General features: G+C 70.7%; 14 protein-coding genes, 2 pseudogenes and 1 riboswitch. Of the genes and pseudogenes, 13 read left to right on the forward strand and 3 right to left on the reverse strand.

Annotated features, from left to right (window positions below):
- The first annotated feature begins 367 nt into the window (after window positions 1–367).
- The 3 genes from OG580_RS02295 to OG580_RS02305 all read left to right on the forward strand — a co-directional run bounded on the left by OG580_RS02295 (window position 368) and on the right by OG580_RS02305 (window position 3002).
- On the forward strand, window positions 368–1222 hold the full coding sequence (locus tag OG580_RS02295) for a glycosyltransferase family 4 protein (RefSeq protein ID WP_267041952.1): 855 nt from the start codon (window positions 368–370) through the stop codon (window positions 1220–1222).
- Window positions 1219–2295 (forward strand): GNAT family N-acetyltransferase, encoded by a 1077-nt coding sequence (locus OG580_RS02300; protein ID WP_267041953.1) that lies wholly within the window; start codon window positions 1219–1221, stop codon window positions 2293–2295. Before OG580_RS02295 ends, OG580_RS02300 begins: the two co-directional genes overlap by 4 nt.
- A 116-nt stretch (window positions 2296–2411) precedes the next feature.
- Window positions 2412–3002: a sugar transferase gene (locus OG580_RS02305; RefSeq protein WP_267041954.1), complete on the forward strand. Its 591-nt coding sequence runs from the start codon at window positions 2412–2414 to the stop codon at window positions 3000–3002.
- Window positions 3003–3149: 147 nt separating this feature from the next.
- Here the strand turns inward: OG580_RS02305 and OG580_RS02310 are convergent.
- The 3 genes and pseudogenes from OG580_RS02310 to OG580_RS02320 form a co-directional block, all read right to left on the reverse strand.
- Window positions 3150–3676 (reverse strand): annotated as a pseudogene (locus tag OG580_RS02310) (transposase family protein); the annotation flags it as partial.
- Between the two features lie 259 nt (window positions 3677–3935).
- Window positions 3936–4694 carry a WecB/TagA/CpsF family glycosyltransferase gene (locus OG580_RS02315; protein ID WP_267041955.1) on the reverse strand — a complete coding sequence of 253 codons (759 nt, stop codon included), beginning with the start codon at window positions 4692–4694 and terminating at the stop codon, window positions 3936–3938.
- A 20-nt stretch (window positions 4695–4714) separates the two neighbouring features.
- Window positions 4715–5710: an NAD-dependent epimerase/dehydratase family protein gene (locus tag OG580_RS02320; RefSeq protein ID WP_267041956.1), complete on the reverse strand. Its 996-nt coding sequence runs from the start codon at window positions 5708–5710 to the stop codon at window positions 4715–4717.
- Window positions 5711–5906: 196 nt separating this feature from the next.
- Between OG580_RS02320 and fecE the strand changes: the two are divergent.
- The 10 genes and pseudogenes from fecE to OG580_RS02370 all read left to right on the forward strand — a co-directional run.
- Window positions 5907–6065, forward strand: a pseudogene (gene fecE / locus OG580_RS02325) (Fe(3+) dicitrate ABC transporter ATP-binding protein FecE); the annotation flags it as partial.
- 524 nt (window positions 6066–6589) lie between these two features.
- Window positions 6590–7582: a dihydroxyacetone kinase subunit DhaK gene (dhaK, locus tag OG580_RS02330; RefSeq protein WP_267041957.1), complete on the forward strand. Its 993-nt coding sequence runs from the start codon at window positions 6590–6592 to the stop codon at window positions 7580–7582.
- Window positions 7583–7608: 26 nt separating this feature from the next.
- Window positions 7609–8229, forward strand: coding sequence for a dihydroxyacetone kinase subunit DhaL (dhaL, locus tag OG580_RS02335; protein ID WP_267041958.1), 621 nt, complete (start codon window positions 7609–7611; stop codon window positions 8227–8229).
- Entirely contained in the window at window positions 8226–8633 is a 408-nt protein-coding gene (locus tag OG580_RS02340; RefSeq protein ID WP_267041959.1) for a PTS-dependent dihydroxyacetone kinase phosphotransferase subunit DhaM, read from the forward strand. Before dhaL ends, OG580_RS02340 begins: the two co-directional genes overlap by 4 nt.
- 110 nt (window positions 8634–8743) lie before the next feature.
- Window positions 8744–8977, forward strand: a riboswitch (cobalamin riboswitch).
- A gap of 28 nt (window positions 8978–9005) precedes the next feature.
- Window positions 9006–9704 (forward strand): energy-coupling factor ABC transporter permease, encoded by a 699-nt coding sequence (locus OG580_RS02345; RefSeq protein ID WP_267041960.1) that lies wholly within the window; start codon window positions 9006–9008, stop codon window positions 9702–9704.
- Window positions 9701–10270 (forward strand): energy-coupling factor ABC transporter substrate-binding protein, encoded by a 570-nt coding sequence (locus OG580_RS02350; protein ID WP_267041961.1) that lies wholly within the window; start codon window positions 9701–9703, stop codon window positions 10268–10270. Before OG580_RS02345 ends, OG580_RS02350 begins: the two co-directional genes overlap by 4 nt.
- A gap of 6 nt (window positions 10271–10276) precedes the next feature.
- On the forward strand, window positions 10277–11026 hold the full coding sequence (gene cbiQ / locus OG580_RS02355; RefSeq protein ID WP_267041962.1) for a cobalt ECF transporter T component CbiQ: 750 nt from the start codon (window positions 10277–10279) through the stop codon (window positions 11024–11026).
- Window positions 11023–11901: an ATP-binding cassette domain-containing protein gene (locus OG580_RS02360; protein WP_267041963.1), complete on the forward strand. Its 879-nt coding sequence runs from the start codon at window positions 11023–11025 to the stop codon at window positions 11899–11901. Before cbiQ ends, OG580_RS02360 begins: the two co-directional genes overlap by 4 nt.
- Before the next feature lie 96 nt (window positions 11902–11997).
- Window positions 11998–14031: an NADPH-dependent 2,4-dienoyl-CoA reductase gene (locus OG580_RS02365; protein ID WP_267041964.1), complete on the forward strand. Its 2034-nt coding sequence runs from the start codon at window positions 11998–12000 to the stop codon at window positions 14029–14031.
- A 66-nt stretch (window positions 14032–14097) separates the two neighbouring features.
- A complete protein-coding gene (locus OG580_RS02370; RefSeq protein ID WP_267041965.1) occupies window positions 14098–14637 on the forward strand; it encodes a PadR family transcriptional regulator in 540 nt (179 codons plus the stop codon).
- Window positions 14638–14759: the final 122 nt, after the last annotated feature.

The raw sequence follows: 14759 nt of genomic DNA on the forward strand, positions 1-14759 counted from the left end.
TCCTTGACTTGCCGTTCACTGCGTTCATGGCAATTTATCCAGCATGGAAAGAAAGTCCCGATCGACACGCCACCTCGCGGACCGCCCGCAAGTGGTTCTCCTGGTGCCGTTCCTCTCCGAGTTCCGGCGCTCCTTCTATTGCCGCCTCGAAGAGGATCTGGAAGCCCGTGGAATCCGCCTCGTGATCGCTTACGGTGCGCCGTACAGCGGCGATCAGGAAGCGCGCCGAGACGTCATCCACATGGACGGAGCTGTACGGCTGAAACAGTGGAGCGCGTGGGTGGCGGGCCGGCCGCTGGTACACAAACGTCTGGGGGCCCTCGCCCACTCGGCGGATGTAGTGGTGGTCGACCAGTCGCTTCGGAACATGGAGCTGTATCCCCTGCTCCTACGGCAATTGACGGGTCGTGGGCCGACCATCGCGATGTGGGATCACGGTCGTACCTACACCCGCCCGCAGTCCGGGCTGGAACAGTCCCTCAAGTACTCCCTCACCCGACGGGCCCGGTGGTTCTTCTCCTACACCGCAGGGGGAGCGCGAGCCGTCGCCGAGCACCGTTTCCCTCGCCAGCGTGTGACGGTCGTCCAGAACGCCGTCGACACCAAGGCGCTCGGCGACGCGTACCGGAGTGTGACCGAGCACCAGACCGCCGAGCTGCGCCGGAAGTACGACCTCACGGCCGGTCGCACCGGCCTGTTCGTCGGAGCCCTCAGCTCCAGCAAGCGCATCCCGTTTCTCGTGGAGGCGGCCGAGAGGATCGCCGACCGCCTCCCCGGCTTCCGACTGCTGGTGGCGGGAACCGGTCAGGAGCAGCGGATCGTCGATGCCGCGGCGGCACGGACTCCTGTCGTGATGCCCGTCGGTCAGGCGTTCGGTGATCACAAGGCGCTGCTGGGCACGGTGTCCGACGTCATGCTGATGCCCGGCCTGGTGGGGTTGTGCGCGGTCGACTCGTTCGTCCTGGAAACACCCATCGTCACGACTGCGTGGCCCTGGCACGCCCCGGAGTTCGAGTACCTCGAACACGGCCGCAACGCCTTCGTCGCGCCGGACGACCCGGGGCGGTACGCCGCTTCCGTGGCGGAGCTGCTCGGCAGCTCCGAGCGACTCGACGCCATGCGCCAGGAATGCCGGAGGGACGCCCGGCGGTACACCGTCGAGGAGATGAGCCGACGGTTCGCCGACGGTCTCGTCAGCCTCCTTGAGGACAGACACAGATGACCCGAACCGCGATCCCACCGGCGCCCGCCACAGCCGGCTTCGAGGTGCACCGCACGCCGAGCAGCCTGGCGCCGTGGGAAGACGCTTGGCACGACCTGGTGGCGGGTGTGCCGGGCTCCTCGTACTTCGTCACGCCGGACTGGGTGCTCGGCTCGTGGCAGGCCATGGATACGGCCGCCACCGCCGAGGTGGCCGTGTGGACCGGACCCGGCGGGCGCGTGGAGGCGGTGGTCCCCCTGGTGCGCGTCCGGGAACGGCTGCATCGCCGACTCCCACTCCCGGTGACCTGTTGGACCCTGCTCGGATCCGGCACCGACGCGGCGGACCATGGACTGTTCCCCACCCTGCCGCACCGCCGCGACGAAGTCCGCGCCTGGCTTGGGGCGCGTACCGGGCGCAGCAGTGGCTGGTTCCCCGCGATGGACCCCGAGGCGGACATCGGGCTGCTGTCCCCCGGGACCCGCCGGATCGCCCGTACGACCTGCCCGCGCCTTGCGATCGGCCCGAGTACCGCCGTCGGTTCCCCTAGTTTCCGGCAGCTCATGGCGCGGCGCCGACGGCAGCTCGCCGCGGCCGGCGTCTCCTTCCGCTGGGTGCCTCCGCAGGAGATGACGGCCGAGGTGATCGACACCGTCATCGGGCTCCACCAGGCACGGCAGAAGGTGAAGGGCACCACGACGTCCTTCGGGCCCGGCAGACGTGCCTTCCACCTGCGGCTCCAGGAGCGCGCGGCTCCCGGGCGCGGGCCCGCTGCCCTGCTCGCCGAGCGCGAGGGCAGCGCGGTGGGTGCCGTCTACGGGTTCCTGTGGCAGAAGACGTTCGCCTATTACAACGGTGGCTGGGACGAGGCGTACGCGCGGATGAGTCTCGGCACCGTCCTGCTTCACCAAACCATTGCCGCGATGGCCGAGGCGGGCGTGGAGACCTTCGACTTCCTGCGCGGCGACGAGGGGTACAAGTACCGGTCGTTCGGCGCACGGGACCGCCAGGACGAACAGTGGCTCAGGTCCCGCAGCCCGATGGCACTGCTCGCGGGCACAGCGCTCCGTCTACACCAACGACGATGCGGCTGAATTCGCCCGCCTTCAAGGTGCGGCGTCCGCAGTCGAGTAGGGATTGCGAGAAGGCGCTACCGCCCGATCAACCCCTTCGTGACGAATGTCGCCACGTTTCCGCGAACGGATGCAACATGCACGTCAAGCGCCTCATCGATGTGACCGGCAGCATTGTTCTGCTCCTGCTGGCCGCCCCTCTGTTCTGCGTCATCGCTCTCGTGATCGCCGCGAATTCACCGGGCGGCGTGATCTACCGACAGGTCCGGGTCGGGCTGAACGGGCGTCCCTTCGAAATGCTCAAATTCCGCACCATGCGGGTCGGGGCACACACCGAGAGGGCCTCGCTCGCAGCACTCAACGAGACGGACGGCCATCTCTTCAAGGTCCGGGACGACCCGAGGATCACTCCGGAGGGGAAATGGATGCGGCGGCTCTCACTGGACGAACTTCCCCAGCTGGTGAATGTGTTGCGCGGCGAGATGTCACTCGTCGGACCACGCCCACTGCTGCTCTCGGATTCCGGCTACACCGGCGACGCCCGCACCCGCCTCTCGGTAACGCCGGGGCTGACCGGATTGTGGCAGGTGAGTGGCCGGTCAATGCTTGCCTGGGAGGAAATGGTCCGGCTCGACCTGCACTACGTCAAACACCAATCCCTGACCCTGGATCTCGCCATTCTCGTCCGAACGGTCTCGGCGGTCCTGAGCTCCAAGGGCGCGTACTGAACGGAGCGCCGCTCGGATACGGGTACGCGGCGATGCCGGGCGGCACCATGGCAGTCGCCGCCCGGCATCGAATCGACCCCGCTCAGGGCTGTCCCGTAAATGATCTCCGAGTCGCCTCGGGCATGGTTGATCGCGGTCAAGCCCGTTGGTCTTACCGACGGCGGCCCTGGCGCCGGATTCCTGCCACGCCTTGCAGTCGTTGCGGTTCCCGGCGAGCGGCCGGCCGACTATGACGACCAGCGGGTGTCGGCGTCGATGACGACCTGGTGGTTGGTGGAGTACCGGTAGTTCTTCGACCGCTCGGCGATGGTGTGGTCACGGGTGGGGACCAAAGTGCCGTCGACGATGAGCACCGCGTCCTTGGCGAACCGCTTGCGGGACTGGAGCGCGAACAGCGGCCCGAGGTGGTCGATGATGCGGTCCGCCGCCGACTTCGACAGCCCGAGCAGCGGCGCGAGCTGCCGCATGGTCAGGTTCGTTCGCCAGTACGCCGCGACCAGCAGGGCCCGGTCCTCCAGCGGAGGACTCCACGGCCTGCTCTTCCGGACCGCGTCCGCACCCGCACCCGCACCCGCGCGACGCAGCACCTTCACCAACTTCCCGAAGGCACGCGGGCTCAGCCCGGAGAACGGGGATATCCAGGAAGGCTCCGACGCCGTGATCACACCATTCACTGCGTGATCATTCCACTGCTTCAGGTTCCCCCTGCTCGAACGCGATGCGGCAGCGTTCCACCTGGTCGGCCACCTGGTCCATGAACCAGCGCATGACCTCGTAGGGGACAACGCGCTCGTCAGGGCTGCCGTGCCGGAGGCTCGCGGGTGTCCCGGCTCTCACATGGGTGCGTCCGGCCTGATCGACAAGACACCCCCTAAGGGGTCTATGGACGGGGGACCGTACGAGGAAGCGCGAACCGCGGGGCCACGACGGTCCTCAGGGCATACCGCCTGGGATCAGCCTCGGTGGCCGCAAGGCCGTACGCGCCACATAGGGGGGGTTGTTCCGAAGATAGCGCCGCCAGAGCCGGCGGGGCTCCTTGAACAGCCTGTACGACCACTCCAGCCCGCGCTCCCGCATCCACTCGGGGGCCTGGGGCATGAGACCGGCATGGAAGTCGAACGCGGCACCCACTCCGAGCAGGACGGCGGCGTCGAGCCTGGCACGGTGCTCGGCCATCCACCGTTCCTGCTTCGGGGTGGACAGCCCGACCCAGACCAGATCGGCCCCGCTGTCGTTGATACGGCGTACGACGTCCTCGTCCTCCTCGACCGTGAGCGGCCTGAAGGGGGGCGAGTGGGATCCGACGATCTTCAGCCCGGGGTACCGGCGGACCAGATCCTGTTCGAGTAGTTCGGGGACACCCTCCGCACCACCGTAGAGATACGAGGACCAGCCGCGCTCGGCGGCCTGCGACAGGACGGAGAGCATCAGGTCCGCGCCGCGTACCTGGCGCATCCAGGGTGCACCGGCACGGTGCCCCGCCCAGACCATCGGCATGCCATCGGGGACAGTGAGCCCCGAGGCGTTGTGAATGCGGCGGAGGGCGGGGTCCCGCTGGGATTCCATGACACCGTGGACTCCCGTCACACAGACGTAGGACCGCTCACCGGACTCGATCCAGCGGGCGATCGACGCGACCGCCGAGTCCGGGTTCACCGCGCTCACCCCCACACCCAGCACATCGACCCTCATCGGGGTTCCCGGCCCACTCGTCAGCACTGATGGGACCGCCCTTCGAGCTGGGCCTTCACCTGGTCGTACACCCAGCGGTAGGTTGCTTCCAGACCCTGAACGAGAGACGTCTCCGGGGTCCAGCCGAGTTCCTTGCGGATCCGGGTGTTGTCACTGTTGCGACCGCGCACCCCGAGCGGGCCCGGGACGTGGCGGTGCCGCAGCCTGACACCGGCGATGTCCTCGACGATCGCGTACAGCTGGTTGATGGACACCAGACGGTCCGAACCGATGTTGAGCGGCTCGACGCACTCGCTGCGGGCGAGCCGCAGGGTGCCGTCGACGCAGTCGTCGATGTAGGTGAAGCTGCGTGTCTGCTCGCCATCGCCCCAGATCTCCACTTCGGTGTCTCTGGTGAGCACGGCGAGGGCGACCTTGCGACAGGCGGCCGCCGGCGCCTTCTCACGGCCGCCTGTCCAGGTGCCGTACGGGCCGTAGACGTTGTGGTAGCGGGCGGTGCGAGTGGCCACTCCGTAGTCCTCGCGGAAGTGTCGTGCCATGCGCTCGCTGAACAGCTTCTCCCAGCCGTACCCGTCCTCGGGCATGGCGGGATAGGCGTCCTCCTCCCGCAGGGGGAGCACGTCGGTGTCGGTCTGCTTGTGGGCGGCGTAGACGCACGCGGACGACGAGTAGAAGTAGCGGCCGACGCCCGCTTCCCTGGCGGCGAGCAGCATGTGCGTGTTGGAGAGCACGGAGAGCATGCAGGCGGCCTTGTTGTTCTCGATGAAGCCCATGCCGCCCATGTCGGCGGCGAGGTGGTAGACCTCGCGGGCACCGCCTTCCAGGACATCCGTGCAGGTGTCGAGCAGGGAGACGTCCCCCTCCACGTTCTCCGCGTCGTCGTGTACCTGGTACCACTCGTGGAGCGGTTTGCTGTCGACGGCCCGCACGCTGCACCCCTCGGCGAGCAGTGCTCGGGTCAGATGCCCGCCGATGAATCCCCCGGCTCCCGTGACCACCGCATCGATGTCACCCACTGTGTTGCTCCTTGGCGTTCGCTGACGAAGGACTTGAGCTACGGTTACGCTCGATCTGCCCTTTTAGTCGCATTGCAGGAGCGCGCTGGATTGAGCCCACCCGGCTGGCGGAGCGACCCCGGAAGTAGTCGGCCCCCGGATCAGTCATGGTCGGAGCCTTGCCCGATCCGGATGGGCGGGACGTGGTGGACCGCCGCTCGCGGTCAGGGGTGTCGCGGAACTCGCCGATCGAGGAGCGGAGCATCTCTCCGGAGGACAGCTCCTGCGGAGGCGACTCGCCTGCCGCCTCACCCAGGGGACCGGCGGGCTGCTACTCGACGAGCCGACGACTGCCTGGAGGGTCAGGCTCCGGGTTGGCGAATCGGTGAGCTCACCGGCGATTCCTATTGCCGCGAGGTCGGTCAACTCGCTTAGCGGCTCGGCCGCCTGCTCGTCCTGGACGGCGGTTCGGGCAACACCCAGGAGTGCCCGGCGCTCGGCACCGTCGCACTCGGCTCGCACCAGACGCAGCTTCATGACGATGTCTTCGCCGTAGTCGTCCTCGGCGTTCCGCTCGGCCTGCGCAATGGCCACTTCCGCGACTCCCCGACCCCACAAGGCTCACAGGAGTGAGAATCGCCCGGATCCGGCCGATGACGCACCGGTGCGCGCCCCAGACTTCGCGTCGATAATTGCGCCATGATGCGCATTCGCAAAGCTCATCCCCTCGCCCCACACCTGACGAACCATCAGGAAGGTCGGCGTCGAGTCAGCATCAGTACCGCCCGGAACCGCCCCCAGCAGTCACGAACCGCCAAGATCGACAATTCACACCACATGCTCTGACCTGCAAAAACCCTTGCTCAGCGGCTCGCCTGCGAATCTCATCAGGAGGTACCCATGAGGATGCTCATCAATGTTCCGGAGACCGTCGTGTCCGACGCGTTGCGCGGGATGGCCGCCGCCCATCCCGAGCTGACCGTGGACGTCGAGCGGCGGATCGTCCTGCGACGGGACGCGCCCGTGGCCGGGAAGGTGGCGCTGGTCTCCGGGGGTGGGTCCGGGCACGAGCCGTTGCACGGGGGGTTCGTGGGGCCCGGGATGCTCTCGGCCGCGTGTCCCGGGGAGGTGTTCACCTCGCCCGTGCCCGATCAGATGGTGCGGGCAGCGGCGGCGGTCGACAGCGGTGCCGGGGTGTTGTTCGTCGTCAAGAACTACACCGGTGACGTGCTCAACTTCGAGATGGCGGCGGAGCTCGCCGAGGACGAGGGCATCCAGGTCGCGAAGGTCCTGGTCGACGACGACGTGGCGGTGACGGACAGTCTGTACACGGCGGGGCGGCGCGGAACCGGGGGCACCCTGTTCGTGGAGAAGATCGCGGGGGCGGCCGCCGAGGAGGGCGCCCCGCTGGAGCGGGTGGAGGCGATCGCCCGGCGGGTGAACGAGCGGTGCCGGTCCTTCGGTGTGGCGCTGAGTGCCTGTACGACCCCTGCCAAGGGCAGCCCCACCTTCGCCCTCCCGGACGGTGAGCTGGAGTTGGGCGTGGGGATCCACGGCGAGCCGGGCCGTGAGCGGCGCGCCATGATGACCTCGCGGGAGATCGCGGACTACGCCGTCGATCTCGTGGTCGAGGAGCTCCGCCCCTCGGGTCCGGTGCTCGTGCTGGTCAACGGGATGGGCGGGACCCCCCTCCTGGAGCTGTACGGCTTCAACGCCGAGGTGCAGCGCGTGCTGGGCGAGCGCCGGGTCCCGGTGGCCCGGACGCTCGTCGGGAACTACGTGACCTCGCTCGACATGGCCGGCTGTTCGGTGACCCTGTGCGAGGTCGACGAGGAGCTGTTGCGGCTGTGGGACGCGCCCGTACGGACTCCCGCGCTGCGGTGGGGTCGGTGAGACGACGGATGCCGGAGGGGAGCGACATGGGCGAGACGTTCGGCGCGGAGTTCCTGGTGCGCTGGCTGGAGGCGACGGCCGGTGCCGTCGACCGTGAGGCCGACCGGCTCACCGAGCTGGACTCCGCGATCGGGGACGCCGACCACGGGGCCAATCTGAAGCGCGGGTTCGCCGCCGTGACGGAGCTGCTGGCGAAGGAGCCGCCGGCGACGCCGGGCGCGGTGCTCGTCGCCGCCGGGCGGCAGCTGATCTCCACGGTGGGCGGGGCTTCGGGGCCGCTGTACGGGACGCTGCTGCGTCGCACCGGGAAGGCGCTCGGCGAGGACGCGTACGTCGGCAGGGAGCGGCTGGCGGAGGCCTTCGCCGCCGGTGTGGCCGCCGTGTCGCAGTTGGGCGGCGCCCAGGTCGGCGACAAGACGATGCTGGACGCGCTCGTCCCGGCCGTGGAGGCGCTGCGGAGCTCGTTCGGGGCGGCGCGCGCGGCGGCCGAGGAGGGCGCCCTCGCGACCGTACCCCTCCAGGCCCGCAAGGGCAGGGCGAGTTATCTCGGGGAGCGGTCGATCGGGCACCAGGATCCGGGGGCGACCTCGTCGGCGCTGCTGTTCGCGGAGCTCGACGGGACGGCCCGGGCGGAGGGGGTCTCGTGAGTGCGGCGCAGGTCGGCATCGTGCTGGTCTCGCACAGCGCGGCGGTCGCGGCCTCGGTGGCCGCGCTCGCCCAGGGGCTCGCGGGCGGCGGCGGGACGGCGCCGATCCTGCCGGCGGGCGGGCTCCCCGACGGCGGCCTGGGGACGAGCGCCGAGCTGATCACCGCGGCGGCGAAGGCCGTCGACCGCGGTGCCGGGGTGGCGCTCCTGGTCGACCTGGGCAGCGCGGTGCTGACCGTGAAGGTGCTGCTCGCCGAGGGGGACGAACTGCCCGAGGGGTCCCGTCTGGTCGACGCGCCGTTCGTCGAGGGCGCGGTCGCCGCGCTGGTCACGGCGAGCGCCGGCGGGGATCTCGACGCGGTGGCCGCCGCGGCCTCGGAGGCGTACGCCTACCGCAAGGAGTGAGCGCGGGCGATCCGGCGGGCGGGGTGGTGGCCGTCGCCCGCCGACACGCGTCGCGTTCGGTGCGGTCGCGGGCCTGACGGCACCACTCCGCGCTACCGCCCGGGAACGCCGCGTTGTGATGTACCTGGTCAACGCACTAGTGTCGCAGGGCCTTGGTGTACGGGAAACCGGTGCGGTACCGGTGCGGCCCTCGCCACTGTGATCGGGAGTTCCGGCTCCACACCCGGGGGAGACACCCTCGGGCAAGCCACTGGACCGATGCGGGAGACCGCCGCGGTGTGGGAAGGCGGAGCCGGGGCGTATGACCGTCAGCCAGGAGACCGGCCAGGGTGCGTTGTCCATCCACGAGGTGCTGGAGAGGGTCTCCCGACCATGCATATAGCCGAGGGGTATCTGCCCCCCGCACACGCCGCCGCCTGGGGTGTCGCGGCCGCTCCGTTCATCGTCCACGGGGTCCGCGCGCTCACCCGCGAGGTGCGGTCCAACCCCGAGTCCACCCTGCTGCTCGGCGCCTCCGGCGCCTTCACGTTCGTCCTGTCCGCGCTCAAGCTCCCCTCGGTGACGGGCAGTTGCTCGCACCCGACGGGTACGGGTCTCGGCGCGATCCTCTTCCGGCCGCCGATCATGGCGGTCCTGGGCACGATCACCCTGCTCTTCCAGGCCCTGTTGCTCGCCCACGGCGGGCTGACCACGCTCGGCGCGAACGCCTTCTCGATGGCGATCGTCGGTCCGTGGGCCGGGTACGGGACCTATCTGCTGGTCCGCCGGTTCGGCGCGCCGCTGATGGTCGCCGTCTTCTTCGGCGCGTTCGTCGCCGATCTCTCCACCTACTGCGTCACGAGCGTGCAGCTCGCACTCGCCTTCCCGGACCAGGGCAGCGGCGTGATGGGGGCCCTGGCCAAGTTCGGCGGCATCTTCGCCGTCACCCAGATCCCCCTGGCGGTGAGCGAGGGCCTGCTCACCGTGCTCGTGATGCGACTGCTCACGCAGTCCAGCAAGGGCGAACTGACCCGGCTGGGTGTCCTGGGGCGGACGGCCACGAAGCGACGCGAGGAGGCGACGGCGCGATGAGCCTCACCGTCAGCCGGAACACGAAGATCAACGCCCTGCTGCTGCTCGTCGTCGCCGCACTCGCCGTGCTGCCGCTCGCGCTGGGGCTCGGCGACCACAAGGAGGAGCCCTTCACCGGGGCGGACGCGGAGGCGGAGACCGCCATCACGGAACTCCGACCGGACTACGAACCGTGGTTCAGCCCCTTGTACGAGCCGCCGTCCGGGGAGATCGAGTCGGCGCTCTTCGCCCTCCAGGCCGCGCTGGGCGCCGGCGTCCTCGCGTACTACTTCGGCGTGCGGCGCGGACGCCGACAGGGCGAGGCCCGCGCCGTGGCGTCGGCTGCTGCCCCCGGGACGGATGTCCCGAAGGCAGCCGGTGCATCGGACACCTCGACGGCCGCCAGTGGAGCGCGTACCTCGACGGCCGCCGGTGAAGCTGATCCCTCGACGGCCGCCCGTGAAGCTGATCCCTCGACGGCCGCCCGTGAATCGGGCGCCTCGGCGGCCGCCGGTGCCCCGGGCGCCTCGGGCGCCCCTGGGAGCGCCTCGTCCAGCGCCTCCCCCGTCAGTGGCAAGGACGCGTAGCCGACCATGCTGCCGATCGACGCGGCGGCGCACAGCAGTCGCTGGCGCCGCCGCCATCCCGCCGAGAAAGCCCTGCTCGGCTTCGGTCTGACACTGTGCGCGGTCTGTCTGCCGCCGTGGCCGGGTGCTGTGCTCGTCGCGGCGGCCACCCTCACGGTGCTGCTCGGGCCGGCCGGGGTCGCGGGCCGTCAGTTGTGGCGGGCGTTCCGTGTGCCGCTCGGTTTCTGCGTCACGGGAGCGGTGCCGCTGCTCTTCGAGGTGGGCGGGGCGCGCGGGTTCGTGGCCCTCGCCCCCGGCGGTCCCGTCCACGCCGGCGAGCTGCTGCTGCGGACCGCTTCGGCCTCGCTGGGGGTGCTCCTCTTCGCGTTCACGACGCCCGTCTCCGACGTGCTCCCCCGGCTCGTCCGGGCGGGGGTGCCGGCCCCCGTGGTGGACGTGGCGCTCGTGATGTACCGGATCATCTTCCTGCTGCTCGACTCCCTGTCCAAGATCCGGCAGGCGCAGGCGGCGCGCCTCGGGCACACCACGCGGGCGGCGACCTGGCGTTCGCTCGCCGGGCTCGGTGCCACCTCGTTCGTCCGGGCCTTCGACCGGGCGCAGCGCCTGCAGTCGGGGCTCGCCGGACGCGGTTACGACGGGACACTGCGGGTCCTGGTCCCCGCCGCCGCGGTCTCCCGCCGGTTCCTGGCGACGGCGGCCGGGCTCCTCTGCGGGCTCGTCGCCCTCACCCTCGTACTCGAAAGGTTTCTGCCGTGACGTCTCCGACGACCTCCCCGACGGCCTCTCCGCTGCCCGTCGTGGAGCTGGTGAGGGCGGGTTTCGCCTACGAGGACGGGCCGGCGGTCCTGTCGGGTGTGGACTTCGCCGTGCCGGAGGGGCGGGCGATCGCGCTCCTCGGGCGGAACGGCAGCGGCAAGACGACGCTGCTGCGGCTCCTCAGCGGGGGCCTGCGGTGCGGGAGCGGGGGGCTGTTCCTGGACGGGGCGGAGGTGTCGTACGACCGGAAGGGGCTCACACGGCTGCGGACCACGGTGCAGCTGGTGGTGCAGGACCCGGACGACCAGCTCTTCGCGGCCTCGGTCGGGCAGGACGTGTCGTTCGGGCCGATGAACCTGGGGCTGCCCGAGGAGGAGGTACGGCTCCGGGTGCGGGAGGCCCTGGAGGCGCTGGACATCGTGGCCCTGGAGGACCGGCCGACGCATCTGCTGTCGTACGGGCAGCGCAAGCGGGCCGCGATCGCGGGCGCGGTGGCGATGCGCCCCCGGGTGCTGATCATGGACGAGCCGACGGCGGGGCTCGACCCGCACGGGCAGGAGCGGCTCCTCGCCGCCCTCGGGCGGCTGCGCGCGTCCGGTACGACGGTGGTGATGGCGACGCACGACGTGGATCTCGCGCTGCGCTGGGCGGACGAGGCGGCGGTTCTCTCCCCGGCCGGCCTGCGGACCGGGCCGGTCGCCGAGCTCCTCGCCGACGACGCCCTGCTCGACGCGGCGCGGCTGCGACGGCCCTGGGGCACCTCCGTGGCCCGGCTGCTCCGCGCCCACGGTCTGCTCCGCCCGGGCGCGCCCGAGCCCCGTACGCCGGAGGAGCTGGACGCCTGGTCGGCTGTCGCACCACTTGCTACCGAGTAGTAGATATCACGTCCCGAATCTTCTGCAACTAGTTGCACAACGGTCGGGGGTCCCCTAGAACGGAGTCGACCGATCCTGCGCGAGGAGGCGCCCCTCATGACCGTGACCCCGTCCCCCACCCCGTACCCGCATCTGCTGAGCCCGCTCGACCTCGGGTTCACGACCCTGCCCAACCGCGTGATCATGGGCTCGATGCACATCGGTCTGGAGGAGACGGAGCACGGCTTCGAGCGCATGGCCGCCTTCTACGCGGAGCGTGCCCGCGGCGGCGTCGGCCTCATGGTCACCGGCGGCATCGCGCCCAACGAGGCCGGCCGGCCCTGGGACGGCGGCGCCAAGCTCACCACCGCGGAGGAGGTGGCCGAGCACCGGCTGATCACCGACGCCGTGCACGGGGAGGGCGGCCGGATCGCGCTGCAGATCCTGCACTTCGGCCGGTACGCGTACCACCCCGCCCTCGTCGCCCCCAGCGCGATCCAGGCGCCGATCAGCCCCTTCGTACCGAACGAGCTCAGCGACGCCGAGGTCGAGCAGACCGTCGAGGACTACGTCCGCTGCGCCGAGCTCGCCAAGGAGGCCGGGTACGACGGCGTCGAGGTGATGGGCTCCGAGGGCTACCTGATCAACGAGTTCATCGCCGCGGCCACCAACCGGCGCACCGACCGGTGGGGCGGCTCGTACGAGAACCGCGTCCGCTTCCCGCTGGAGATCGTCCGCCGGATCCGCGAGCGGGTCGGCACGGACTTCATCCTCGTCTACCGCCTCTCCATGCTGGACCTCGTCCCCGGCGGCTCCACCCTGGAGGAGGTCGTCCAGCTCGCCAAGGAGATCGAGGCGGCCGGCGCCACCATCATCAACACCGGCATCGGCTGGCACGAAGCCCGCATCCCCACCATCGCCACCTCCGTGCCGCGCGGCGCCTACACCTGGGTGACGAAGAAGCTGATGGGCGCGGTCTCCGTCCCGCTCGTCACCAGCAACCGCATCAACACCCCCGAGATCGCCGAGGAGATCCTCGCCGACGGCCGTGCGGACCTCGTCTCCCTGGCCCGCCCGTTCCTCGCCGACCCCGCCTTCGTCGCGAAGGCCTCGGCCGGCCGCGCCGACACGATCAACACCTGCATCGGCTGCAACCAGGCCTGCCTGGACCACACCTTCAACCTGAAGACCGCCTCCTGCCTGGTGAATCCGCGCGCCTGCCACGAGACCGAGCTCGTCCTCTCCCCCACCCGCCTCGCCAAGCGCGTCGCCGTGGTCGGCGCGGGCCCGGCCGGACTCGCCTGCGCGGTGTCGGCGGCCGAGCGCGGCCACACCGTCACCCTCTTCGACGCCGCCGCCGAGATCGGCGGCCAGCTCAACATCGCCAAGCGCGTGCCGGGCAAGGAGGAGTTCGACGAGACCCTGCGCTACTTCCGCGTGCAGCTGGCCGAGCACGGCGTCGAGGTGCGCCTGAACACCCCGGTCGACGCGGACGACCTGGACGGCTACGACGAGGTCGTCGTCGCCACCGGCGTCTCCCCGCGCACCCCCGGGATCGCGGGCGTGGACCACCCGAGCGTCGTCAGCTACCTGGACGTCCTGCGGGACGGCGCGCCGGTCGGCGAGCGGGTCGCGATCATCGGCGCGGGCGGCATCGGCTTCGACGTCGCGGAGTTCCTCACGGACGGCGGCGAGGGCGCGAGCCAGGACCCCGAGACGTACTTCCGCCAGTGGGGCGTGGACACCTCGTACGAGAACCGGGGCGGCCTGCGCGCCCCGGAGCGGAACGCGCCGCCGCGCCAGGTGCACCTCCTGCAGCGCAAGAGCTCCAAGGTCGGCGCCGGCCTGGGCAAGACGACCGGGTGGATCCACCGCACCGAGCTCAAGCACCGCGGCGTCGCCATGGTGGCGGGCGTGTCGTACGACCTGATCGACGACGAGGGCCTGCACATGACGATCGACGGCGAGGCCCAGCTGCTGCCGGTCGACACGATCGTGCTCTGCGCCGGCCAGGAGCCGCGGCGGGACCTGTACGAGAAGCTGGTGGCGGCGGGCCGTTCGACGCACCTGATCGGTGGCGCGGACGTCGCCGCGGAGCTGGACGCCAAGCGGGCGATCGACCAGGGCACGCGGCTCGCCGCGGCGCTGTGACCGCGGACGCCCCGTGACCCCCGCCGTACCGTGATCCGCGTGGCCGGCCGAACCTAGGATGCGAGCATGTCCCTCCCGCACGCGATCCTCACCGCGTTGCTCGAGAAGCCGTCCTCCGGCCTCGAACTGACGCGCCGCTTCGACAAGTCGATCGGCTACTTCTGGTCGGCCACGCACCAGCAGATCTACCGCGAGCTGGGCAGACTGGAGGAGGCGGGGCACATCCGTGCCCTGCCTTCCCCGGTACCGGCGCGCGGGCAGCGGAAGGAGTACGAGGTCCTCCCGGCCGGCCGGGCCGAGCTGGGCGACTGGGTCGCCAGGTCCGAGGACCCGAAGCCGATGCGGTCCGCCCTGCTGCTGCGGATGCGGGCGGCGGCGATCGTCGGGACGGCGGGGCTCCGGGCGGAGCTCGAGCGTCATCTCGCGCTGCACCGCGAGCAGTTGGCGGAGTACCTCGCGATCGAGGAGCGGGACTTCCCGGCGGAGCGGCGCCACACCGAGCCGGACCGGCTGCGCCACCTCGTCCTGCGGGGCGGGGTGGACCTGGAGCGGTTCTGGGTGGAGTGGCTGTCGAGCGCGCTGGCCGAGCTCGGGCCTGAGGCGTAGCGCCGTCCGAGACGTGGCACCGTCTGAGGCGTGGCACTGGCCGTCTTCTCTCGACGGTCATCGTTTCCATGTGGCGCGCCGGGGCGCGCGCGAGGCGTGCGCGACGCATGGGACGTACGAGG

Source organism: Streptomyces sp. NBC_00094 (assembly GCF_026343125.1).
Lineage (GTDB): Bacteria > Actinomycetota > Actinomycetes > Streptomycetales > Streptomycetaceae > Streptomyces.

What these genes read in the sequence shown, in the direction of transcription:
- OG580_RS02295 (WP_267041952.1), top strand. Translation starts at nt 368, where the DNA reads ATGGAGCTGTATCCCCTGCTCCTACGGCAATTGACGGGTCGTGGGCCG.
- OG580_RS02300 (WP_267041953.1), top strand. Translation starts at nt 1,219, where the DNA reads ATGACCCGAACCGCGATCCCACCGGCGCCCGCCACAGCCGGCTTCGAG.
- OG580_RS02305 (WP_267041954.1), top strand. Translation starts at nt 2,412, where the DNA reads ATGCACGTCAAGCGCCTCATCGATGTGACCGGCAGCATTGTTCTGCTC.
- OG580_RS02315 (WP_267041955.1), bottom strand. Translation starts at nt 4,694, where the DNA reads ATGAGGGTCGATGTGCTGGGTGTGGGGGTGAGCGCGGTGAACCCGGAC.
- dhaK (WP_267041957.1), top strand. Translation starts at nt 6,590, where the DNA reads ATGAGGATGCTCATCAATGTTCCGGAGACCGTCGTGTCCGACGCGTTG.
- dhaL (WP_267041958.1), top strand. Translation starts at nt 7,609, where the DNA reads ATGGGCGAGACGTTCGGCGCGGAGTTCCTGGTGCGCTGGCTGGAGGCG.
- OG580_RS02345 (WP_267041960.1), top strand. Translation starts at nt 9,006, where the DNA reads ATGCATATAGCCGAGGGGTATCTGCCCCCCGCACACGCCGCCGCCTGG.
- OG580_RS02350 (WP_267041961.1), top strand. Translation starts at nt 9,701, where the DNA reads ATGAGCCTCACCGTCAGCCGGAACACGAAGATCAACGCCCTGCTGCTG.
- cbiQ (WP_267041962.1), top strand. Translation starts at nt 10,277, where the DNA reads ATGCTGCCGATCGACGCGGCGGCGCACAGCAGTCGCTGGCGCCGCCGC.
- OG580_RS02365 (WP_267041964.1), top strand. Translation starts at nt 11,998, where the DNA reads ATGACCGTGACCCCGTCCCCCACCCCGTACCCGCATCTGCTGAGCCCG.
- OG580_RS02370 (WP_267041965.1), top strand. Translation starts at nt 14,098, where the DNA reads ATGTCCCTCCCGCACGCGATCCTCACCGCGTTGCTCGAGAAGCCGTCC.